Annotated in this window: 19 protein-coding genes; 6 read left to right on the top strand and 13 right to left on the bottom strand. The window is 73.2% G+C overall.

The features are described from left to right. Positions 1 to 197 precede the first annotated feature (197 nt). Positions 198 to 3,323: an MMPL family transporter gene (locus AB2L28_RS05400; protein WP_370717699.1), complete on the top strand. Its 3,126-nt coding sequence runs from the start codon at positions 198 to 200 to the stop codon at positions 3,321 to 3,323. Between the two features lie 341 nt (positions 3,324 to 3,664). Here the strand turns inward: AB2L28_RS05400 and AB2L28_RS05405 are convergent, their stop codons facing one another. The 3 genes from AB2L28_RS05405 to AB2L28_RS05415 all read right to left on the bottom strand — a co-directional run bounded on the left by AB2L28_RS05405 (position 3,665) and on the right by AB2L28_RS05415 (position 4,929). Then, positions 3,665 to 3,967 carry a hypothetical protein gene (locus AB2L28_RS05405; RefSeq protein WP_370717700.1) on the bottom strand — a complete coding sequence of 101 codons (303 nt, stop codon included), beginning with the start codon at positions 3,965 to 3,967 and terminating at the stop codon, positions 3,665 to 3,667. Positions 3,968 to 4,153: 186 nt separating this feature from the next. Continuing rightward, positions 4,154 to 4,666: a PIN domain-containing protein gene (locus tag AB2L28_RS05410; protein WP_370717701.1), complete on the bottom strand. Its 513-nt coding sequence runs from the start codon at positions 4,664 to 4,666 to the stop codon at positions 4,154 to 4,156. After that, complete coding sequence (locus tag AB2L28_RS05415; protein WP_370717702.1) at positions 4,663 to 4,929, bottom strand: AbrB/MazE/SpoVT family DNA-binding domain-containing protein; 267 nt, start codon at positions 4,927 to 4,929, stop codon at positions 4,663 to 4,665. The genes AB2L28_RS05410 and AB2L28_RS05415 overlap by 4 nt, the downstream gene beginning before the upstream one ends. Before the next feature lie 313 nt (positions 4,930 to 5,242). Between AB2L28_RS05415 and AB2L28_RS05420 the strand changes: the two genes are divergently transcribed. Together AB2L28_RS05420 and AB2L28_RS05425 are read left to right on the top strand one after the other, a co-directional pair. Then, positions 5,243 to 5,698 (top strand): TetR/AcrR family transcriptional regulator, encoded by a 456-nt coding sequence (locus AB2L28_RS05420; RefSeq protein ID WP_370717703.1) that lies wholly within the window; start codon positions 5,243 to 5,245, stop codon positions 5,696 to 5,698. Between the two features lie 30 nt (positions 5,699 to 5,728). Further along, positions 5,729 to 6,100 (top strand): hypothetical protein, encoded by a 372-nt coding sequence (locus AB2L28_RS05425; protein WP_370717704.1) that lies wholly within the window; start codon positions 5,729 to 5,731, stop codon positions 6,098 to 6,100. Between the two features lie 425 nt (positions 6,101 to 6,525). Here the strand turns inward: AB2L28_RS05425 and aspS are convergent, their stop codons facing one another. The 4 genes from aspS to AB2L28_RS05445 form a co-directional block, all read right to left on the bottom strand. Further along, on the bottom strand, positions 6,526 to 7,809 hold the full coding sequence (gene aspS / locus AB2L28_RS05430; protein ID WP_370717705.1) for an aspartate--tRNA(Asn) ligase: 1,284 nt from the start codon (positions 7,807 to 7,809) through the stop codon (positions 6,526 to 6,528). 270 nt (positions 7,810 to 8,079) lie between these two features. After that, positions 8,080 to 8,475 carry an NUDIX hydrolase gene (locus AB2L28_RS05435; RefSeq protein ID WP_370717862.1) on the bottom strand — a complete coding sequence of 132 codons (396 nt, stop codon included), beginning with the start codon at positions 8,473 to 8,475 and terminating at the stop codon, positions 8,080 to 8,082. An 82-nt stretch (positions 8,476 to 8,557) separates the two neighbouring features. Next, positions 8,558 to 8,932 carry a type II toxin-antitoxin system VapC family toxin gene (locus AB2L28_RS05440; RefSeq protein WP_370717706.1) on the bottom strand — a complete coding sequence of 125 codons (375 nt, stop codon included), beginning with the start codon at positions 8,930 to 8,932 and terminating at the stop codon, positions 8,558 to 8,560. Next, positions 8,929 to 9,180: a type II toxin-antitoxin system Phd/YefM family antitoxin gene (locus AB2L28_RS05445; RefSeq protein ID WP_370717707.1), complete on the bottom strand. Its 252-nt coding sequence runs from the start codon at positions 9,178 to 9,180 to the stop codon at positions 8,929 to 8,931. The genes AB2L28_RS05440 and AB2L28_RS05445 overlap by 4 nt, the downstream gene beginning before the upstream one ends. A 500-nt stretch (positions 9,181 to 9,680) precedes the next feature. On the opposite strand from AB2L28_RS05445, the gene AB2L28_RS05450 reads away from it, so the two are divergent. After that, the gene (locus tag AB2L28_RS05450) at positions 9,681 to 11,267 is read left to right on the top strand and encodes a methyl-accepting chemotaxis protein (RefSeq protein ID WP_370717708.1); all 1,587 of its coding nucleotides are present in this window, start codon (positions 9,681 to 9,683) and stop codon (positions 11,265 to 11,267) included. A gap of 141 nt (positions 11,268 to 11,408) precedes the next feature. After that, entirely contained in the window at positions 11,409 to 13,556 is a 2,148-nt protein-coding gene (locus AB2L28_RS05455) for a putative bifunctional diguanylate cyclase/phosphodiesterase (RefSeq protein ID WP_370717709.1), read from the top strand. A 40-nt stretch (positions 13,557 to 13,596) separates the two neighbouring features. Here the strand turns inward: AB2L28_RS05455 and AB2L28_RS05460 are convergent, their stop codons facing one another. The 5 genes from AB2L28_RS05460 to AB2L28_RS05480 form a co-directional block, all read right to left on the bottom strand. Next, a complete protein-coding gene (locus tag AB2L28_RS05460) occupies positions 13,597 to 13,971 on the bottom strand; it encodes a GNAT family N-acetyltransferase (RefSeq protein ID WP_370717863.1) in 375 nt (124 codons plus the stop codon). Between the two features lie 62 nt (positions 13,972 to 14,033). Next, entirely contained in the window at positions 14,034 to 15,320 is a 1,287-nt protein-coding gene (locus AB2L28_RS05465; protein ID WP_370717710.1) for an adenylosuccinate synthase, read from the bottom strand. 135 nt (positions 15,321 to 15,455) lie between these two features. Then, the gene (locus AB2L28_RS05470) at positions 15,456 to 16,493 is read right to left on the bottom strand and encodes an NAD(P)/FAD-dependent oxidoreductase (protein WP_370717711.1); all 1,038 of its coding nucleotides are present in this window, start codon (positions 16,491 to 16,493) and stop codon (positions 15,456 to 15,458) included. Next, a complete protein-coding gene (locus tag AB2L28_RS05475; RefSeq protein WP_370717712.1) occupies positions 16,490 to 16,909 on the bottom strand; it encodes a DUF3151 domain-containing protein in 420 nt (139 codons plus the stop codon). The genes AB2L28_RS05470 and AB2L28_RS05475 overlap by 4 nt, the downstream gene beginning before the upstream one ends. After that, a complete protein-coding gene (locus AB2L28_RS05480) occupies positions 16,906 to 19,362 on the bottom strand; it encodes an ATP-binding SpoIIE family protein phosphatase (protein WP_370717713.1) in 2,457 nt (818 codons plus the stop codon). The genes AB2L28_RS05475 and AB2L28_RS05480 overlap by 4 nt, the downstream gene beginning before the upstream one ends. A gap of 358 nt (positions 19,363 to 19,720) precedes the next feature. Between AB2L28_RS05480 and AB2L28_RS05485 the strand changes: the two genes are divergently transcribed. Beyond that, the gene (locus AB2L28_RS05485) at positions 19,721 to 20,107 is read left to right on the top strand and encodes an STAS domain-containing protein (RefSeq protein ID WP_370717714.1); all 387 of its coding nucleotides are present in this window, start codon (positions 19,721 to 19,723) and stop codon (positions 20,105 to 20,107) included. Between the two features lie 70 nt (positions 20,108 to 20,177). Here AB2L28_RS05485 and fbaA read toward each other — a convergent pair whose 3' ends face one another. Beyond that, positions 20,178 to 21,200, bottom strand: coding sequence for a class II fructose-bisphosphate aldolase (gene fbaA / locus AB2L28_RS05490; protein WP_370717715.1), 1,023 nt, complete (start codon positions 21,198 to 21,200; stop codon positions 20,178 to 20,180). Between the last annotated feature and the right edge of the window lie 114 nt (positions 21,201 to 21,314).

The following is a 21,314-nucleotide window of genomic DNA, read 5'->3' on the forward strand; positions in this document are numbered from 1 at the left end:
GTGAACACCCGCGCTACGACTTCCGGCGGATGCCGGACCACCCCTGGACTAGCCGATCGACTAGCACCGAAACGTTGGCGACCGGCGGGGCGCCGGGGTACCGTCGACTAGCCGAACAGCAAGTTCCCTCGTCGCCGCCGGAGCCGACGGACCTCTCGACGCCCCCTCCCCCGTCGCCCTGCGAAGGAGCCCGCCCGATGGCCACGCTGCTCTACCGACTCGGGCGGTTCAGCGCCCGGCGCCACTGGCTGGTGCTGGCCACCTGGGCCGTGATCGTGGCCGCGCTGGCGAGCCTGGCGTTCGGCCTGAAGCAGACGGCGGCGCAGGACACCAGCTTCTCGATCCCGGGCACCCAGGCCAGCGACGGTCTGGACCTGCTGGAGGAGAAGTTCTCGGCCGGGGCGAACAACGCCACCGCGACGGTCGTGTTCCAGGCCCCGCAGGGCGAGACGCTCACCGCCGCGAACGCGACCGTCGTCCAGGACGTGCTGAACGACGTCCGCGGCCTGGACGGGATCGCGTCGGTGAGCGACCCGTTCGCCCAGCAGCAGCCGATGGTGTCGCAGGACGGGCGCATCGCCGCCGCCACGGTCACGTTCGACGGCACCGTGGGCGACGTCACCAGCGCGCAGGCCGACGCGCTCGAGAACGCCGCCGACCGGACGGTGGACGGGGTCCGCGTCGAGGTCACCTCCCAGGTGCAGCGCACCGAGGCCGGTCACACGAGCGAGGCCATCGGGGTCGCCGTCGCCGCCCTCGTCCTGGTCCTGACCTACGGCTCGCTCGCGGCGGCGGGGGCGAACCTGCTGACCGCCGGGCTCGGGGTCGGCGCGGGGTACCTCGGCATCATGGCCCTCGGCAAGGTCGTCTCGCTGTCCACGACGACGCCCGCCCTCGCCGGGATGCTCGGCCTGGCCGTCGGCATCGACTACGCCCTGTTCGTCTTCGCCCGCACCCGCACCGAGCTGCGGCGCGGGGAGGAGCTGGACCGGGCCATCGCCAAGGCCACCGGGACCGCGGGCACGGCGGTCGTCTTCGCCGGCACCACCGTCGTCATCGCCCTCGTCGGGCTGTCGGTCGTCAACATCCCCTTCCTCACCCAGATGGGTCTGGCCGCCGCCGCGACGGTCGCCGTCGCCGTGCTCGTCGCCCTCACCGCCGTCCCCGCCTTCCTCAAGGTCCTCGGCCTGCGCGTGCTGCCGAAGAAGGAACGCGGCCGCGACCGCGCCGGGCTGCGGGCCGTCGCCGACAGCGACGACCACGCCACCACGGACCTCGCCGGCCCAGGGTTCCTCGGCCGGTGGGCACGCGGGGTCACGGCCCACCCCGTGGTCGCCCTCCTGCTCGCCGTCCTGGCCGTCGGGGCGATCGCGATCCCGGTCGCCTCGATGCGCACCGCGCTGCCCTCGGCCGAGAACGCCGACCCGGCCACGTCGCAGCGCCAGGCGTACGACCTGCTCGTCGAGGGCTTCGGGCCGGGCTCGCAGGCCACGCTCGTCGTCCTGGTGAACGGCACCGACCCCGCCGACGTCGCCGCCGCGGCCGGGCAGGTGGCGGGCGAGGTGCAGGGCCTGCCGGACGTGGCCGCGGTCACCCCCGCGCTCCCCTCCCAGGACGGCACCGCGCAGCTCATCACCGTCGTCCCCGCCTCCGGTCCGACCGACGAGCGCACGAGCGACCTGGTCCGCGCCATCAGGTCCGCGACGTCCGACACGGCCGGCGCGGAGGTCCTGGTCACCGGTCAGACGGCCCTCGACATCGACGTGACGGACGCCCTCAACGACGCCCTGCCCGTCTACATCGCCATCATCGTCGTGCTCGCGCTGTTCCTGCTGATCATGCTGTTCCGGTCGCTGGCGGTGCCGCTGCTGGCGACGGTCGGGTTCCTGCTGTCCCTCGGCGCCTCGCTCGGCTCGGTCGTGGCGATCTACCAGTGGGGCTGGCTGTCCGACGTCTTCCAGGTCGCCCAGCCCGGTCCGCTGCTGAGCTTCATGCCCGTCCTCGTCGTCGGGATCCTCTTCGGGCTCGCGATGGACTACCAGATGTTCCTCGTCTCGGCGATCCACGAGCAGCACGCCCACGGCCGCAGCCCGAAGGACGCGGTGCTGGCGGGGTTCCGCCGGTCGGCGCCCGTCGTCGTGGCGGCCGCGCTCATCATGTCCGGCGTCTTCGTCGGGTTCGCCACCAGCGGGGACCAGGTCATCGGCTCGATCGGCATGGCGCTGACGGTCGGGGTCCTCGCCGACGCCCTCGTCGTGCGCATGGTCATCATGCCCGCCGCCCTCACCCTCCTGGGCCGGGCCGCGTGGTGGATGCCGCGCTGGATGGGCCGGCTGGTGCCGAACGTGGACGCCGAGGGACGCGGGCTGGAAGCCCTGCTGGCCCGTGAGGGTGGGCAGGGCACCCCGGCAGCCCCCGCCGCGACGTCCGCCGAGGTCCCCGCCCCGCGCGAGGAGCGCCGCCACCCCGAGGGCACCCCCGACGGACCGCCGGCGGGCCTGCCCGCCGAGCAGCGCGTCGAGCGCGTCCTGGGCGACCTGCCGCTGGGCGTGGTGGGTCTCGTGACCGACTCCACCGGGCGCCCCCTGGAAGGTGCCGCGCTCACCGTCACCGACCACTCCGGACGGCAGCTGGCGCGGGCGTCGGCCGACGAGGTCGGGTTCTTCTGCCTGCCGCTGGAAGCCGGCGGGACGTTCGTCCTCATCGTCGCCGCGGCCGACGCCCGGCCCGTCGCGCACCTCGTCCCCGTCGCGGGCAGGGCCGTGCGCCACGACGTGCGCCTCGTCGGCAGCGCGGCCCTGCACGGGGTGCTGCGCAGCGCGGACGGTCCGGTCGCCGGGGCGGTGCTGACGCTGCTGGACGTCCAGGGCGCCGTCGTCGCCACCACCCGGACCGACGAGGAGGGCGCCTACCGCATCGCCGACCTCGTCGCCGGCAGCTACGTCCTCAGCGTGCTGTCGTCGGCGTTCCGGCCCGTCGCTCAGAACCTCGCGGTCGACCACGGCCGCGACGTCGAGCTCGACGTGACCCTGAGCGCCGGGGGTCGCCTCGTGGGGACGGTGGACACCGAGGACGGCACGCCCGTCGCCGAGGCGTCCGTCACGGTCGTCGACGAGAGCGGTGCGGTGGTGGACACCGCCACGACCGACGTCGACGGCACCTTCGCCTTCGACGACCTCACCCGCGGGCGGTACACCCTCACCGCGGCCGGCTTCCCGCCGGTGGCCACGCCGGTCGAGGTCCCCGACGGGAGCCACCGGGAGGTCGAGGTGCGGCTGGGGCAGGCCGCCCAGCACGACCCCGACGAGGTCACCCGCCCCTGAGCGCGGTGGCCCCGCGCCGCCGCGGACGAGGTGCCGGGACCCCGGACCCCGTCGAACGGGTGATCGACGCCCACCGCGACGGCGCACGAACCCCGTGGTCGTGTCTCACGACACCGGTGGCAGTTCCGCACCACGACACCGGTGACGCTCCCAGCGGTCCTGGAGGTGACGCCTCCCGGCCCTCGAGACGTCAGCGGTTCGCACGTGCTGCCTCGACGTCACGGTCGCGGACGTCATGGTCGTGTCGATGGCCGCGCTGTCGCGCTCATGTCGATGGCCGCGCTGTCGCGCTCATGCCGATCTGCGGATGGTCGACGTGCCAGCGACCAAGCCGAGCTGTATCAGCGAAGGAGGCGTAGCCGATGCAGACGAACGAGCACGAGCATCGTCGCCGCACCCGAGGCGACGACAGCAGTCACCAGCCACCGCCACGCACCCCAAGGACCACTGCCCCCATCGGTCGCATCAGCCAATTCGATGCTCTGGACCAGCCAGCGTCCTGCGGCCACCACCGCCACGGTCCACAGCACCAGGCCCAGCGGTGACCATCGATGCGTCTTCACCATCAGCGCCACAGGGGCCGTCAGAGCGACCAGAGCAACAGCCATCGGCGCCAGGCCGGTCAAGACCTCCCACAGGACCACCAAGGCAGCATGGCGAACGAGTAGGTCGTCCGGACCCCTTCAGCAGGACGAGCACAACATCCACCACTGCCGTCGAGGCCGGCTAACGACCTCACGATCATCCCGCCGTCCGCGCGAACCCCAGCACCTCGGGGAAGCGCGCCGTTGCTCCTGACCGTGGCGCCCTCGCCGCGAGCTCTCCGCGACTCAGCCGGCGCGGTAGTCGTAGGTGTTCGACTCCATGCGCTCTGACACCTGGATCACGAACTGGTCCGTCGTCACGAGCGTGTCGTGTCGGGCTCCAGCGGTGGCCATGGCGATGCGGTCGCCGAGCGAGAGTCGCCCGACCTTGCGGCCCGCATCGAGCTCGGCCTGCCGAGCGCCCTTCTCCGCATGGAGGACCTCCGCGATGTGCGCGGCCTCTGCGAGGCCGAACGGGACGATGCGGATCCCCGCACTGCTCAGGTCGTCGCCGACGCTGCGGGCTTCTTCGTCCAGTCCGAACTTCCGACTGAGGACCGTCGCGACCTCGACCACGGTGGGGACCGCGACGTTGACGCTGGTCACGTCGACGGTCGCGAACACGTCGTCGATGCGAGCGCGACTGTCAGACGTCTCCTGCGCGTCCGGATCGAGCCAGGACAAGACGGCGCACGCGTCGAGCAGCAGCGGTGTTCCCAGCGGGGAGCTGGCGATGACGGCGTGAGGGTCCTCGCTCACTCGACGCCCTTCTCGGCGAGGGCATCCGTTTCTTCACCGTGGTACTCGGCCCACGCCTGCTGGGCGGACACGCCGCCACCCTTGCGTCGGTACTTCGCACGAACACGGGCCTGCATGGCGGCGCGGGTCTCGAAGACGATGCGGCCAGGACCTTCGGCGTGCGGGATCAGTTCGGAGCCCTCGGTGATACCTGCCGCAGCGAGGACCTCTGCGGGCACGACTGTTCGCCGCTTGGAGTCGATCTTCAGTGCCTGCACGCTCATGAACCCACCATACGCCCGTTGGTGGGACGCTTCCTAGATCGTCCCACTTGATGCGGTCGCTCGCGTCGCCGTTTCACCCCGGCAGCGACAAGACCAGGCATCTTCACGGTCATCCCGCGGTGCGCGCGGCGCACGGTCATCGCGCGGTGCGCGTGATCGCCAGCGGCCGGCGACGTCACGCACATCGCGAGAGGCGGAAGGTCGCCAACCGTGACGGCCCCTCGGCCACGGGGCCCCGAGCCGTACCAGCACAACCTCCGATCCACCGCTACTCGTTCTTGACCGATCGTTCATTCATAGTCAAGATGGGGCTGTGGCCCGACCCCGTGCTTTCGACGTACCCGCCGCGATCACCGCCGCCGGCGAGGTCTTCGCGCGCCTGGGCTACTCAGCTACCTCCATCGACGACCTGGTCAACGCCCTGGGCCTGCATCGCGGCAGCCTCTACCAGGCCTTCGGCAGCAAACGCGGCCTCTTCCTGGCCGCGCTGCACCAGGCGGTGCACGACGAACTCCCCCAAGCCGGCGCCAACGTCGCCGCCCATCCCGACACCTGCGCCAAGGAGCTGATCGAAGGACCCGCCCTCGACCTCCTCCTCGTGGGCGCACTAGAACTCGCCCCCAGCGACGCAGAAATCCGCGACCTCGTCGCCACCGCGTGCACCGACCTCGACCAGCACTTCACCCCTCGCGACGGCCCCCCGGCCGCGGAGTTGCTGGGTCGGCGCCTGCTGCGACGAGCTCAGCTCGACTCTTTCGTCCCCCACTGACCTGACCCGTCACACCTGAAAGGCCACGCCATGGCTCGCGTCCAGATCGCCGGCGACCACCTCCGCGTCCAACTGCGCGGCATGAGCAAGGTGTGGGCCATGAAGTCACGCCTGGAGATCCCCTTGACCAGCGTGCGCGGCGCGACCATCGACCCCGACGTCGTGCGCGAACCCAAGGGCGTGAGGTCCCCCGGTCTGCACATCCCCGGGGTCGCCGCCGTCGGCACCTTCCACCACCACGGGGAGAAGACCCTCTGGGAGACCTACCGGGGTACTCGCACCATCGTCATCCAGCTCACCGGCCAGTCCTACGACCGCATCGCCGTCGAGGTGCCGAACCCGCGCGAAGCAGTGGAGCTCATCAACGGCTCGTTGCCGCGCAGACCGGCGGGGTCGCGGTAGACGCACCCGTCGACCACCTTCCCGATCCCCGGCAACCGCCGAAGCACGTCGCGGTCATCCCGCGGTGCGCGGGCTGTAGGCGCAGCCAGCGGCGTCGCCGTCCGGACTCCCGTCACGACGCGACTACACGTGAAGCAGCACAAGAGCTGCCTCGGCTCGATGACAGCCGTCGGCCTCCGCGAGCTGCGGGCAACTGGCCGCGGCGGTCGTCGCGGTGGGCCGGCAACCGCGCGCTCGAACGATGGACCTGCTCATCGCCGCCACGGCCCACGCGCACGGCGCTCGGCTCTGCACCCGCAAGGCCGCAAACCTCGAAGACGCGGACCAGTTCGTCGAGGTCGGCTCCGTCTGGCGAACCCGGGCCCGGGAGCACGACGACCTCGCGCTCGTCCCGCTCCGCCCCGTGTTCTCAACCCGAGGTCTGCTCAGGGGGTCAGCCGGTGCAGGTCTCGCGGGAACAGCGTGCTGCGGCGGACGTTGTCCAGACCGGCCAGTCGCGCCACCCACCGCTCCAGCCCCAGCGCGAACCCGCCGTGCGGCGGCATGCCGCGGGCGAAGGTGTCCAGGTAGGCGCCGTAGTCGCCCGGGTCCTGCCCGCGGGCGGTGAGGGCGGTGACGTAGTCGCCGTGTTCGTGCAGGCGCTGACCGCCGGTCACCAGCTCCAGGCCCCGGAAGAGCAGGTCGAAGGAGTTCGTCCACCGCGGGTCGTCGGGCTGAGGGTGGGTGTAGAACGGCCGCTTGAGCGCGGGGTAACCCTCCACGGCCAGGAAGTCGCTGCCGTGCTCGCGCAGCGCCCACCGGCTCAGCTCCCGTTCGTGCTCCGGTGCGAGGTCCGGCTCGTCCGGGTCGGCGCCGACCAGGTGCAACGCGTCCTGGAAGTGGATGAGGGGGATCTGCTCCGGCACCACCGGCACCTCGACCCCCGCCCGCGAGCAGGCGTCCTCGTGTTCAGCGACGGCGACGACCATCCCCGCCAGCACCTCGCGCAGCACGGCCAGGACGTCGCGGTGGTCAGCGATGAAGCCCAGTTCCACGTCGAGGGAGGTGTACTGGGCCAGGTGGCGGACGGTGTCGTGCGGCTCGGCGCGGAAGACCGGCCCGGTCTCGTAGACCCGCTCGAAGACCCCGACCAGCATCTGCTTGTAGAACTGCGGGGACTGGGCCAGGTGGGCGGGGCGGCCGAAGTAGTCCACGGCGAACACGTTCGCACCGGACTCGGTGGCGGTGGCGGTGAACTTCGGGGTGGCGACCTCGGTGAAACCGGCCGCGTCCAAGGTGGCGCGGAAGCCGCGCAAGGACGCCGCGGCCAGTTCCCAGACCGCTCGTCGTTCCTGGTGGCGCCAGGTGAGGGAGGCGTGGTCCAGCAGCGTCGGCAACGCGGCGTCCAGGTGCGGGCGCCACAGTTCCACCGGCGCGCCGACGGCGGGTGCGCTGAGGGCGGTGATGACGGGGTCGATGACCTCCACCCCGTCGGGTGCCTTGGCGTTGGCGGTGGCGGTCCCGGTGACGCGGACGACGGTTTCCTCGGGCAGGCCGTCGAGGGCTGCCCGAACTGCTTGGTCGCTCACGACGACCTGGGACAGGCCGCTGCGGTCGCGCAGGACGAGGAAGGTCACCGCGGCCAGGCGCCGGCGGCGGTGGATCCAGCCTTCGAGCTGGACGGGTTCGCCGACGTGCTCGGCGAGGGTGGTGTTCAGCGTGCGTCTCACGATCACCTCCGAGTGGTTCTGACCCCGGAGGTGTGGGCGATCGGGTTGCTCGCGGTGCCACCACACCTTCACCGGTCCGCAGCGGACCGGCCTCGTCGGTCCGATGTCGGGGACCACCCGTCGCGGCTCGGGGGTCGTCACACCCCGTCAACGCCGCCCCGCCACTGCAGGGACGAGGCTGCGGTCCCGTCGAGACCGGACGTCACGGCATCCGCGGGGCGCACCCGGACCGCAGGGCGACTTCACGGTCATCCCGCGGTGGGCGGTTGGTCAGGCGGCCAGCAGGCCGTCCTGCACCAGCCGAGGGAGCAGCACGTCACGCAACGCGGGGGCCAGGACGTCGGGGGCTCGCAGGCCCGCGCTGGTGATCCAGCGCGAGTCGGCCAGCTCAGCGGCCAGCCGAGGGGGCGCGGCCAGCCGGCAGCGGTAGACCGTCATCCGCATCGGCACACCCTCCAACGCCGCCGGTGCCTGCACCACCAGGTACGGCTGGACGTCGACGGGAGTGGTCGACAGCTCCTCCGACAGCTCACGGGCGAGGGTCTGCTCCTGCGGTTCCCCGGCGTCGGGTTTGCCGCCGGGGAGGTAGAAGACGTGGGGCGCGACGGTCTTGCTGACCGTCAGCAACCGCCGGTCGACCAGGACAGCGGCGGCGACGACTTCCATGACCACGACGGGCAGGGTAGGGGGCCGCCGTTCGACGGCCGACGTCACGGTCATCCCGCTGTCGTGGACGTCGATGACCGGTTCACAGGAGTCGGACGTCGTAGTACCCGAAGCGTCGGTCGACGCTGAGCAGTCGCAGCCCGCGCCGGGCGGCCTGCGCGATGAGCATCCGGTCGAAGGGGTCGTCGTGGTGACGCGGCAGGGCACCGGCGACCAGGCCGTCGTCCACGGTGACCGGCAACTCGCTGAAGCCCTGCTGCTGCAACTCCTCACGCAGGCCGTCCGGCACGGTCAGCTTGCCCAGCGCAGCCTTGATCGACATCTCCCACGCCGACGCCGCGGAGACGAACACCCCGTTCTCGCCGTCGGCCACGGCGGCTCGCATGCGCTCGGGCAGGCGTTCGTCATCGCTCAACCACCACAGCAGGACGTGGGTGTCGAGCAGCAGAGCCGTCACAGGTGCGGCTCGACGGCGCCGTCGCCGAAGGCGGCCACCAGTTCCCCGGAGGGGTCGTCGAAGTCGTCGGCGATGTCCACTCGCCCCTTCCACGCCCCGGGACGGCGCGTTCCGTGCGAGCGGGCGGGCACCAGGCGGGCCACGGGCTTGCCGGAGCGGGCGATCACCACGTCCTCTCCCCGTTCGACCGCTTCGAGCAGTCGGGACAGGTGCGTCTTCGCCTCGTGCACGTTCACCGTCTGCGTCACGGTTCCACGGTAGGGACTAAGTCGGACTAAGTCCACGCGGGGAGCGGAATCGCCAGCGGCCACGACGTCACGATCGTCTCGCTGACCAGGACGTCACCCGGCCCCTGGCTCGGCTCCGCGGCGGACCGTCGCACAGGGCCGCGAACCCGCGCTGACGAGGAGCTCGTGGACAGGTTCCTCGAACCCGTCTCACCGTCGCGCAGCGACCCGAAGCCGCCCCACTCGGGGCGGTCCTCACCTCCTGCGCCGAGCACGGCACCTCCCGCGAGTCCTCCTCCCCGCTGCGCCAGCAGGCCCGGCGGCGGTGCCAGAACCCCGGTCCCGGCGCCCGGCGCGACGAGGCTGACCGAGGACGTCGAGGACCAGACCGCCGCGGTCCGCGAGTGCGTCACCCCCAGCTCCCGGCCGACCACTCCCGCTACGCCGACGACGGCACCGTGTCGAACCCCGCCTCCGCCGGCCGAGCTCAACACCGGTCCCGGTGCTGCCGATACGTCTGCGTGCTGAACCGCCTGCGGGACCTCAAGATCACCACCAAGCTCGCCACCGGCTTCGGCATCGTCTGCCTGCTGCTGGCCACGGTGCTCGGGCTGGGGCTGGTCAAACTGGCCTCGTCCCAGGCCACCGTCACCTCGCTCAGCCAGGTCGTCGTCCCCGGCGTGCAGAGCATCGGCACCGTCAAGTACGCCTTCGCCCAGTCCCGCCTGGACCTGACCTCCGCCGCCCTGACCACCGACGCGGCTGCCACCACCACCGCCGTGCAGGCCATCACCGCCGACGACGCCGTGCTGGACGCGGCGTGGGAGACGTACCTGGCCACCCACCCGGTCTCCACCAAGGCTGACCGTGACACCTTCGCCGCCGACCTGACCCGTTTCCGCACCGCCCGCCAGCAGCTCGTCACCGCCGCCCAGGCGAACGACCAGGCCGGCTTCATCAGCGCCCGCGACAGCACCATCGTTCCCCTGGCCACCGAGTTGAACACCGTCCTGGACCGCATCCAGAAGGCCGAGACCGACAACGCCGCCGTCACCGGGGCCGCCGGCGCGGCTGGCTACCGCACGGCTCGGGCGATCCTGCTCGGCCTGGGCATCGCGGCTCTGGTCATCGCCGTGGTCGTGGCGGTCGCGGTGGCCCGGTCGATCACCCGCCCGCTGGCGGCCACGGTCCGCGTCGTGCAGGGCCTGGCCCAGGGCCGGCTGGACCAGCGTGTCGGCACCACCAGCCGCGACGAGGTCGGTCAGCTGGCGACCGCGGTGGACACCACCATGGACCACCTGCACCAGACCATGACGCGCATCCACGCCACCGCCGCCACCTTGGCCGCGGCCAGCGGCGACCTGTCCACCGTGGCCACCCAGTTGTCCTCGGGTGCGCAGGAGTCCGCCGTGCAGTCGCAGGTGGTCTCGGCCGCGACCGAGCAGATCAGCGCCAACATCGGCACCGTGGCTGCCGCCGGGGAGCAGATGTCCGCGGCCATCCGTGAGATCGCCACCTCCACCGCCGACGCCTCGGCCACCGCGGCGACCGCCGTGGACGCGGCCTCCGGCGCCGGGCACACCCTGGAGCGGCTGTCCACCTCCAGCCGGGAGATCGGCGACGTCGTCAAGCTCATCACCTCCATCGCCGAGCAGACCAACCTGCTGGCCCTGAACGCCACCATCGAGGCCGCCCGCGCCGGGGAGATGGGCAAGGGGTTCGCCGTCGTCGCCGGGGAGGTCAAGGAACTGGCCCAGCAGACCGCCCGGGCGACCGAGGAGATCGTCGCCAAGGTCGCGGCCACCCAGACCGACGCCACCGAGGCCGCCGGGGCCATCACCCAGATCGCCGAGGTCATCGCCCGCATCGACGGCCTGCAGTCCACCATCGCGGCCGCGGTGGAGGAGCAGTCGGCCACGACGGCCGAGATGGTCCGCAACGTCACCGAGGTCTCCACCGGCAGCAACGAGATCGCCACGAACATCTCCGGCATCGCCGCCGCCGCCGATCGGACCACCAGCGGCGCCAGCCGGACCGCCGCCACCGCCGGGGAGGTCACCCGCGCCGCCGGCGAGCTCAACGAGTTGGTGGCCACCTTCCGGCTGTGACACCCGTCTCGGCAGGTGCGCGGATTCGCCCTCCGCGATCCGGTGAAAGACGCCGGACGCGCTACAGCCACCCGCCGCACCGCCCGACAGGTCATCGTGACTCCTGCTCCGTCCACGCGCCCCGCCGCGGCCGGTGTACCGGTGAAGGTGACGACCGAGGTGACGGCTGAGGTGGCGGCCGAGGTGGCCGCCGGGGCGGAGCCGTGGCGCCTCCCGGGTCGGTCCCGCCTGCCCGAGCCGGTGTGGCGGGTCCGTCACCGCTGGGTGACCACGGTCCTGCTGGTCCACCTGCCGGTGCTGCTGGGCTGGGCCGTCGCCCACCACGCCTCCACCGACACCCTCCTCACGCTGTGCGCCCCCGCCGCGCTGTACCTGGCCGCCGCGATGGAGACCCTCAGCCGCGGCCGGCTGCCGCTGCCGCCGGTGCTGGCCTCGTGCGCCGCGGCGGCGGGCTTGATGGCCTGCTCCTCGTTCCTGGTCGCCGTCTCCGGCGGCTACATCGAGGCCCACTTCCACTTCTTCGTGATGATCCCCGTCGTCGCCCTCTACGAGGACTGGGCCCCGTTCGCCGTCGCCGCCGCCATCGTGCTGCTCGAACACGGTGTCGTCGGCACGCTGTGGCCGCACAAGGTCTACGGTCACGCCGCCCTGCACGGGGAGCACCCCTGGCTCTTCGCGGCCATCCACGCCGGGTTCGTCGTCGCCGCCTGCCTGGGCTCGCTGACCGCCTGGACGCTCAGCGAGCGCGCCCGCACCGCCCAGCAGCGCCTCCTGCGTCAGCTGCACCACCGCACCCGCCACGACGACCTCACCGGCCTGGCCAACCGCACCGGTCTGAGCGAGGCCCTCGACGCCGCCCTGACCGCCGCCCAGGCCACCGGCACGCCGGTCTCGGTCCTGGTGATGGACCTGGACCACTTCAAGACGGTCAACGACACCCTCGGCCACTCCGCCGGGGACGACCTCCTGCGCGAGGTCGCGGCCCGCGCCACCGCCTCCCTCACCGAGACGTTGACCGGAGCCCTGACGGAATCCCTCAGCGGGACGACCAGCCCCGACGCGCTCACGGTGCGCCTGGGCGGCGACGAGTTCGCCGTCCTGCTCCCGGGTCTGGACGCCGGCCGGGCCCTGCAGCTGGCGCAGCACCTGCGCCGCGGCATCGGCCGCGCCACCACCTTGCTGGGCACCACGGTCAGCACCTCGGTCAGCATCGGCGTGGCCAGTCGCTGCGTGCCCCCCGCCCCCCACCAGCCGGGCACCGACCAGCCCGCGGTCAGCGCTGCCGACGAGCGCGCCGCGATGGCCGAACAGCTGCTGCGCGAGGCGGACGTCGCGATGTACGTGGCCAAGACCTCCGGCAGCGGCACCAGCCTGTACGACCCCACCCACGACCAGCACACCACCGAACGCCTGGCCGCCTTGAACGACTTCCAGCAGGCCCTGGACTCCGACGCCGCTCTCGCCCAGCAGCCAGGTGGACGTCCGGGCGGGGGGCCCGGTCCCCGGCCCGGGCAGGAGGACGACCGGCAGATCGTCGTCCACCTCCAGCCCAAGGTGTCGGTCAGCACCGGACGACTCCTGGGGGTCGAGGCGCTGGCCCGGTGGAACCACCCCACCCGCGGTGTCCTGCCGCCGAGCGAGTTCATCGCCATGGCCACCAGCCCCGACCTGTCCGAGGCGTTCACCACCCGCGTCCTGGAAGCGGCCCTGGCCCAGTGCGGCACCTGGCTGCGGGCCGGTTACGAGGTGCCCGTCTCGATCAACGTCACCGCCCACTGCCTGCCCCGCCTGGCGCTGCCGATGCGGCTGCTCGACGCCCTGGGACGGCACGGCGTCCCGCCGCGGCTGCTGTGCCTGGAGCTCACCGAGGACATCCTGGTCGCTGACCCGGAGACGACCGCCCAGGTGCTCACCTCGCTGCGCCACACCGGGATCCGCTGTTCCGTGGACGACTTCGGCACCGGCTTCTCCTCGTTGTCCTACCTGCGCCGGCTACCGCTGGACGAGTTGAAGATCGACCGGTCCTTCGTCCTGGGGATGTTCCCCCACGGACCCGACGGGGCGGTCGACGACGTCGTGGTCGGGGCCGTCATCGACCTGGGCCACCGCCTGGGCGTCCACGTCGTCGCCGAAGGCGTCGAGCACCAGCGCGAGCTGGACGTCCTGACCCGGTTGGGGTGCGACAGCGTGCAGGGCTACCTGCACTCCCCACCCGTCCCCGCCGCTGCGTTCCCCCAGCACCTGCTCGAGACGAGCCGGACCACGCGCCCGCACCGGCTGCCCGTCTGACGGGCGGACCGCCCCCGGCCGCACCCGTGGCACCCGACCGTCAGAGCGCGCGCACCATCGTCACGTGCGGGATCCCGTCCTCCTGGAAGATCTCGCCGCGCGCGACGAAACCGAACCGGGCGTACCAGTGCTGCAGGTGGGCCTGCGCGTCGAGCACGACCTCGGAACCCTCGAGGAGTTCGAGGGCACGACCCATCAACCGCGCCGCCACCCCGGCACCGCGGAACTCCTCCGCCGTGGCGACCCGGCCGATCCGGCCGCGGCCGTCGGCGTCGCGCAGGACACGCAGCGTCGCGACGGGAGCGCCGTCGACCTCGGCCCACACGTGCACGCAGGTGGGTTCGAGGTCGCGGCCGTCGAGTTCGGGGTAGGCGCACCGCTGCTCGACGACGAACACGTCGACGCGCAACCGCATCAGCGCGTAGAGCACCGCGGGCGGGAGGTCGGCGAGCGCCGCCTCCCGCACCCGGGGCGGACTCACCCGAGAAGGTCGTGCCGGACGACGGTCTGCTCGCGGTCCGGGCCGACGCCGACGGCGCTGATGCGGGCGCCGGAGATCTGTTCGAGCGCCTCGACGTAGGCCTGGGCGTTCTTGGGCAGGTCCGACGTCGAGCGCGCCGCGGAGATGTCCTCGGTCCAGCCGTCGAAGTACTCGTAGACGGGTGTCGCGTGGTGGAAGTCGGTCTGCGACATGGGGATCTCGTCGTGGCGGACGCCGTCGACGTCGTACGCCACGCACACCGGGATGCGTTCCCAGCCGGTGAGGGTGTCGAGCTTGGTGAGGACGAAGTCGGTGACGCCGTTGATGCGGGCGGCGTACCGGGAGATGACCGCGTCGTACCAGCCGGTGCGGCGCGGGCGGCCGGTCGTGGTGCCGAACTCCCCGCCGTCCTGGCGCAGCTTCTCGCCGTCGGCGTCGAGCAGTTCGGTCGGGAACGGGCCCTCGCCGACCCGGGTGGTGTACGCCTTGACGACGGCGACGATCCGGTCGATGCGGTTCGGCGGGATGCCCGCCCCCGTGCACGCCCCGGCCGCCGTCGCGGAGGAGGACGTGACGAACGGGTAGGTGCCGTGGTCGATGTCGAGCATGGTCGCCTGGCCGCCCTCGAACAGGACGACCTCGTCGCGGTCCAGGGCGCGGGACAGTTCCAGGGAGACGTCGGTCACCATGGGCCGCAACCGGTCGGCGTAGGAGAGGAGGGTCTCGACCGTCTCGTCGACCGACACCGCGCGGCGGTTGTAGTGCTTGACCAGCAGGTGGTTCTTCTGGTCGAGGGCGCCTTCGACCTTCTGCCGCAGGATCGACTCGTCGAACAGGTCCTGGACGCGGATCCCGACCCGGTTGATCTTGTCCGCGTAGGACGGGCCGACGCCGCGACCGGTGGTGCCGATCTTGCGCTTGCCCAGGAAGCGCTCGGTGACCTGGTCGAGCACGCGGTGGTAGGGGGCGATGACGTGCGCCGAGGCGGACACGAGGAGCTTGGAGCAGTCGACCCCGCGGGCCGTCATCGCCTCGAGCTCCTCGAACAGGACGGACAGGTCCACGACGACGCCGTTGCCGATGACCGGTGTGACGCCCGGGGTGAGGATGCCGCTGGGGAGCAGGTGCAGCGCGTACTTCTCGTCACCGACGACGACGGTGTGCCCGGCGTTGTTGCCGCCGTTGAACTTCACCACGTAGTCCACGCGTGCGCCGAGGGCGTCGGTGGCCTTGCCCTTGCCCTCGTCCCCCCACTGGGCGCCGACGAGCACGATCGCGGGCATTGAGATCCCCTGCTTCCTGGTGACGACTGTCCGGGTGCTGCACGGCCCCACGGACCACCGGCCCAGCGAAGGGGGCGGTCGCCGCAGACCACGACGAGCTTACCGGGTGGTGGACCCGCGGCGACCTGCTCGCGCTCAGCCGGCGAACCGCTCGGCGAGGTGGCGCCCCAGCGCCGTCCCCGACTCCCACGCCGTCTGCACCTTGGACCGTTCGCCCCAGGCGTCCCCGCAGACGCCGATCCCGCTCTCCTCGTCCCACCCGAACGGGGCGTCCTCGTGCTGGCGCAACGGGCTCGCCAGCGACCAGCGGTGCGCGCGGGCCCACGTGGGCTCGGGCGCGGCCGCGACCCCGAGCATCGGCCCCAGGCTCGCCAGCACGGGTGCGACGACGCTCGCGGGGGCGTCGAGGTGCTCGCTGGAGACGTCGGGGGCCGTGTGGGCGACGAGGACCGGGGCCCCGTCGCCGCGGCGGGAGCCGTCGTCGGCGAGGAAGACCAGCAGGTCGGAGTCGTTGACGAAGGCGCCGTGGAAGTCGGGCCACCAGCGCTGCTCCCAGCCGGCGTAGACGGCGATGCAGGGCCGCCAGTTCCACCGGGCCGACACGTCCAGGCGGGTGGCGGCCATCCGCGGCAGCAGGTCGGCGGCCTGCGGGTCCGGCATGGCCAGCACGACCGCGGGTGCGCCCCGGCCGTCGACGCCGGGGCCGCCCTCGCCGCTGGAGACGCTCTCGACGTCGATGCCGTGGACCACGTCGAGCGGTGCCGCACCGGGCTGGGCCACGAGGTCCTCCACGAGGCTGCGCAGCCCCGTGGGGGCGGCCCAGCGGACGGGGCCGGACGAGGAGCCCGGCTCCCCGCCGGAACCGTCCAGGACGGCGAACGTGTCGGTCCAGGGCCTCGCCAGGCCGCGCTCCTGCCAGCCGGCGACGAGCCGGGCGAAGTCGTCGTGCAGGTCCCCCTCCCCGGACACGGTGAAGTAGGAGGCGCCGAGGTCGACGACGCGCACGTCGCCGGCGCTCTCGACCCGGCGCCCGCTCATGCGCCCGCCGCTGCGCCGTCCCCGGTCCAGGACGCGGACGGGCACACCAGCGTCGGAGAGGGCGCGGGCGCAGGACGCCCCGGAGATCCCGGCACCGACGACGAGGACGGGACGGGTGGGGTCCACGGCGCTCACGAGGGCAGCAGCTCGTGCGCGGCGGCGGGGTCGCAGTCGCCCAGGAACGTGGTGCAGCGCACCGCCTCCTCGGTCTCGCCGATGGTCTGCGCCGCCCGCTGCAGGGCGGCCAGCGCCCGCAGGAACCCGCGGTTGGGCTCGTGGGACCACGGCACCGGCCCGTGCCCGCGCCAGCCGGCCCGGCGCAGGGCGTCCAGCCCGCGGTGGTAGCCGGTGCGCGCGAAGGCGTACGCGGTCACCGCGTCCCCGGCCACGAGCGCGCGCTCGGCCAGCAGGGCCCACGGCGCCGACGCGGCCGGGTGGGCCGCGGCGACCGCGGCGGGGTCGGTCCCGGCGGCCAGGGCGTCGTCGACCTCGCCGTTCGCGGGCAGGTGGGTGGGCGGCGGTCCGCCCAGCAGGTTGGTGCCGGTGCTCACGCGGGGTCCTCTCCAGTGCTGTTCTCGGCGGTGCTGTTCTCGGCGGTGCCGATCTCGACCCAGACGACCTTGCCGCGCCGGGTGGGGGTGCTCCCCCACCGTCCCAGCGATGCGACGAGCCGCATCCCGTGGCCGCCCGCCCCGTCGGGACGCGCGTCGACGACCTGCGGCTGCTCGGGGCTGTCGTCCTCCACCTCGATGCGCAGGTGCCCCTCGAGGTCGAACAGGCGCAGGCCGATCGTGCCCCAGCCGTGCAGGACGGCGTTGGCCACGAGCTCGGAGACGACGATCTCCGCGCGCGGGCCGCAGGCCAGGCCCCACACGGCGCAGGCCCGCAGCGTCGCGTGCCGGGCCTTGCCGATGGAGGACGGCTCGGACGGCAGCTGCCAGCGGCGACGGCGCGGGGTGTCGGCGGTCGGCGGGGGCTCGTCGGCCAGCTCCGACTCCTCCGGCACCCGGACGACGACGATCGCCGTGTCGTCCTCGGGGGTCTCACCCAGGCCGGCGAGCAGCTCCTCCCCGATGCCGGCGGCGTCGCGGGCCCCGGAGCGCGCGAGAACCTCGACGAGCACCTCCAGGCCGTCGCGCATCGGGCGCGACCGCGTCTCGATGAGGCCGTCGGTGTAGAGCACGAGGACGTCCCCCGGTGACAGCGCGCGCTCGCGGGTCGGCCGCGGCCGCTCCCCCAGACCCACGAGGGTCCCGGTCGCCTCGCTGAGCACCTCGACGCGGTGCTCGCCGACCGGTCCCTCGCCGGCCGGGCCACGCCGCAGCAGCGGGGGCAGGTGCCCCGCGCTGGACCAGGCCATCTCCCAGCCGCCGTCGTCGAGGCGTTGCAGCGTGGCGTAGACGAGGGAGGCCATCCGGCCGATGCCGAGGCCGCCGGCGAGCTGGTCGACGCGCATGAGGACGCTGCCGGGGTCGTCGACGTCGTGCGCGGCGGAGCGGACCACGGAACGGATCTGCCCCATGGCCGCGGCGGCCTCGACGTCGTGCCCGACGACGTCGCCGACGACGATCCCGGCGACCGCGCTGCCGCCGCCGTCGGCGGGCGCGGGCAGCACGTCGTACCAGTCGCCCCCCACCTGGGCGTGGTCGGCGTTGGGCGCGTAGAAGGTCCAGACGTCGAGCCCGTCGATGCCGGCGACCCCGGCGCTGTCGGGCAACAGGCTGCGTTGCAGCGTCTCCGCCAAGGCGTGCTCCCTTGCGTGCAGTCGTGCGTTCTCCAGCAGCAGACCCGCCCGGGCGCCGGCGCCCACGACGACGGCGCGGTCCTGCGGACCCAGGCCGCTCGGGTGCGGGCGCACGAGCAGGAGGCCGAGGACGTCCTGCTGCCCCCTCAGCGGCACCGCGAGCGCCGGGGCGCCCGCCGTCGCCCCCCGGTGGGCCTGGGGTGCCGCGCCGATCTCCTGCAGCCACCCCGCCACCGAGCCCGGGCCCCGCGCCACGTCGTCGAGGTCGTCGAGGTCGGTGAGCTCGCGCGTGCAGGCGTCCAGCAGCGGGTCCGGCGCGGCCGTCCTCGACCGGGACGTCCGCCGACCCACCAGGGGGTGCAGCCGCCGGCCGTGCGCGGCGGCCACCTCCAGGTCGGCGCCACCGGCCCGCTCGTGCACCCGGACCACCAGCGCACCCTCCACGAGCTGGTCCCCCAGGACGCGGACCACCTCCTGCAGGACCGCGTCCACCTCCCGGGACGTCCCGAGCGCCTCACCGGCGTCGCGGACGACCGCGTCGAGGCGGGTCAGGACGTCGAGCCGGGTCCCGGCGGCCCGGTCGGCGGCGGTGCGGCGGGTGACGTCGCTGTGCCAGGTCAGGACGTGGCACACGGCACCGGCGCGGTCCAGGAGCGGCACCGCGCGCACGTGGTGCAGGAAGTCGGTCCCGTCCGCCCGCTGGTCCAGCACCGTCACCGACACCGGGTCCGGGCTGCGCAGCGCCCGTTCGAACTCGGCGAGCGCCCGCTCGTCGCGCGTGCGCAGCAGGTGGTGGGCGGGCCGGTGCTCGACGTGCACGGCGGGCACCCCGGTGGTCCGGGTCCAGGCCCCGTCGACGACGTCGACGACGAGGCGGCCCCCGCGCACGGCGGACAGCGCGGCCCCGGGGGCCGCGGCCACGACGGGGACGCCGGCCGGGTCCGCGTGGACGCGTTCGACGGGCGTGAGCACCAGGAGCACCTCCTCGCGCCCGGGCACGGGGGCCGCGCTGCACCACAGGTCCCCCGGCAGCAGCTCGCCGTGCACGGGCCGGCCGGCGGTGACGTGCTCCCAGACGGCTGCCGCCGGCAGCGGCACCCGGGCCAGGAAGTCCTGCAGGGTCCGCGGTGGTCCCTGCACCGCGCCGGCCAGCTCCCGCGCACCGGCGTCGGCGCCCAGGAGCACCCCGGTCCGGCGGGCCAGGAGCAGCACGGCGGCGGGTTCACCCAGGGCGAGCGCCTGCGGACTGCTGGCCGACATGGGACGGGTCTCCTCGGGCTCGCGCGGGACGGCTGGCGGGCGACCGGTCCTGCGACCGGCCCGTCCTGGAGTCTGCCCGACGCGCCGGTGGTCGTGGCGGTCGGTTGACCAGTTCCCCGCCCGGACCGGGCGGCCGCGGTGCACGGCACGGGCGCCGGTCCGGCCTCGCTAGCATGCAGGGGGGTCGGACGGACCGCGCGTCGAGGAGGCGCCGGGACGCCCGCCCCACCCGCGTGGTGGAAGACCGCGCGGGACGGTCGACCGCTGCCTGAAGAGAGCCGGGCACAGCGGCACAGGGTGCGGACCTTTCGGAGGACCCATGACGAACGACGCGACACCGCCGGGACAGGCTCCCCGGGTGCCCCAGGTGCGCTCGGTGGACCCGGGCTCGGTGCACGTCCTCTACGAACCGCGGGCCACCCGCGTGGTGCTCACCGGCGAGATCGACGCCGAACTGGGTCCCGACCTGCTCGAGGCCGCCGAGGACGCGCTGAGCTCCGGGCGTCCGCTGCAGGTCGACGCCCACCACGTGACGTTCATGGACTCGACGGGCCTGGCCTTCCTGGCCCGGCTCGCCTCCCGGTCCAAGGCCCACCGGGTGACGCTCATCCGTCCCCCGGCCGTGGTGAAGTTCCTCATCGAGACGACGAACATCGTCCAGCTGCTCGACGTCGTCGACGAGGAGCCGGGCCTGAGCAGCGCGACCACCGGCGACGCCGACGAGGACGGGCCGCAGCCCGCCTGACGCCCGAGCGGCGGACCGGATCGGCCCCGACCACCTGCGGGTGGGCGGGGCCGATCCGTCGTTCAGCGCCTCACTTGACCGACTTGCCCGCGCTGCGCAGGTTCTGCGCGGCCTCGACCACGCGCGCGGCCATGCCGGTCTCGCCGGCCTTGCCCCAGGCGCGCGGGTCGTAGGCCTTCTTGTTGCCGACCTCGTCGTCGACCTTGAGCACGCCGTCGTAGTTCGTGAACATGTGCCCGACGATGGGCCGCGTGAAGGCGTACTGGGTGTCGGTGTCGATGTTCATCTTGATGACGCCGTAGTCGACGGCGTCGCTGATCTCCTGCGCCGAGGAGCCCGACCCGCCGTGGAAGACGAGGTCGAAGGGCTTGTCCTTGCCGACGCGGGAGCCGACCTCGTCCTGGATCTGCTTGAGGATCTCCGGACGGAGCTTGACCCCACCGGGCTTGTAGACGCCGTGCACGTTCCCGAACGTCAGGGCGGCCATGTACCGGCCCTTCTCGCCGGTGCCGAGCGCGTCGACCGTGGCGAGGGCGTCCTCGACCGTCGTGTACAGCTTGTCGTTGATCTCGTGGGCGACGCCGTCCTCCTCGCCGCCGACGACGCCGATCTCGACCTCGAGGACGATCTTCGCGGCCGCCGCCCGGGCCAGGAGGTCCTGGGCGATCCGCAGGTTCTCGTCCAGCGGCACGGCCGAGCCGTCCCACATGTGGGACTGGAACAGCGGGTCGCGCCCGCTCTTGACGCGCTCGGCCGAGATGGCCAGCAGCGGGCGGACGAACCCGTCGAGCTTGTCCTCGGGGCAGTGGTCGGTGTGCAGCGCGATGTTGACGTCGTACGCCTTGGCGACGTGGTGGGCGTACTCGGCCAGGGCCTGCGAACCGAGCACCATGTCCTTGACCGTGGTGCCGGACAGGAACTCGGCCCCACCGGTGGAGACCTGCACGATGCCGTCGCTCTCGGCCTCGGCGAAGCCGCGGATCGCGGCGTTCAGCGTGATCGAGGAGGAGATGTTGATGGCCGGGTAGGCGAAGGAACCGGCCTTCGCGCGGTCCAGCATCTCCGCGTAGACGTCCGGGGTGGCGATGGGCATGGGGACACTCCTCCGTGCGACGGCTCTGGCGGGGCCGATCCTTCCACGCCCCCGCCGGCGCGGGCAGCGGCCCCTTCCCGGATGCCGACCCCCGCCCGTGGTGCGAGCGTGGCG

Origin of the sequence: Kineococcus mangrovi, from assembly GCF_041320705.1 — a bacterium.
In the GTDB taxonomy this organism is placed as follows: domain Bacteria; phylum Actinomycetota; class Actinomycetes; order Actinomycetales; family Kineococcaceae; genus Kineococcus; species Kineococcus mangrovi.

Excerpts from the sequence above, each read along its gene's own strand:
- fbaA (WP_370717715.1), bottom strand. The coding sequence starts at position 21,200 with ATGCCCATCGCCACCCCGGACGTCTACGCGGAGATGCTGGACCGCGCG.
- AB2L28_RS05425 (WP_370717704.1), top strand. The coding sequence starts at position 5,729 with ATGGCTCGCGTCCAGATCGCCGGCGACCACCTCCGCGTCCAACTGCGC.
- AB2L28_RS05435 (WP_370717862.1), bottom strand. The coding sequence starts at position 8,475 with ATGGAAGTCGTCGCCGCCGCTGTCCTGGTCGACCGGCGGTTGCTGACG.
- AB2L28_RS05465 (WP_370717710.1), bottom strand. The coding sequence starts at position 15,320 with ATGCCCGCGATCGTGCTCGTCGGCGCCCAGTGGGGGGACGAGGGCAAG.
- AB2L28_RS05415 (WP_370717702.1), bottom strand. The coding sequence starts at position 4,929 with ATGAGCGTGCAGGCACTGAAGATCGACTCCAAGCGGCGAACAGTCGTG.
- AB2L28_RS05480 (WP_370717713.1), bottom strand. The coding sequence starts at position 19,362 with ATGTCGGCCAGCAGTCCGCAGGCGCTCGCCCTGGGTGAACCCGCCGCC.
- AB2L28_RS05460 (WP_370717863.1), bottom strand. The coding sequence starts at position 13,971 with ATGCGGTTGCGCGTCGACGTGTTCGTCGTCGAGCAGCGGTGCGCCTAC.
- AB2L28_RS05400 (WP_370717699.1), top strand. The coding sequence starts at position 198 with ATGGCCACGCTGCTCTACCGACTCGGGCGGTTCAGCGCCCGGCGCCAC.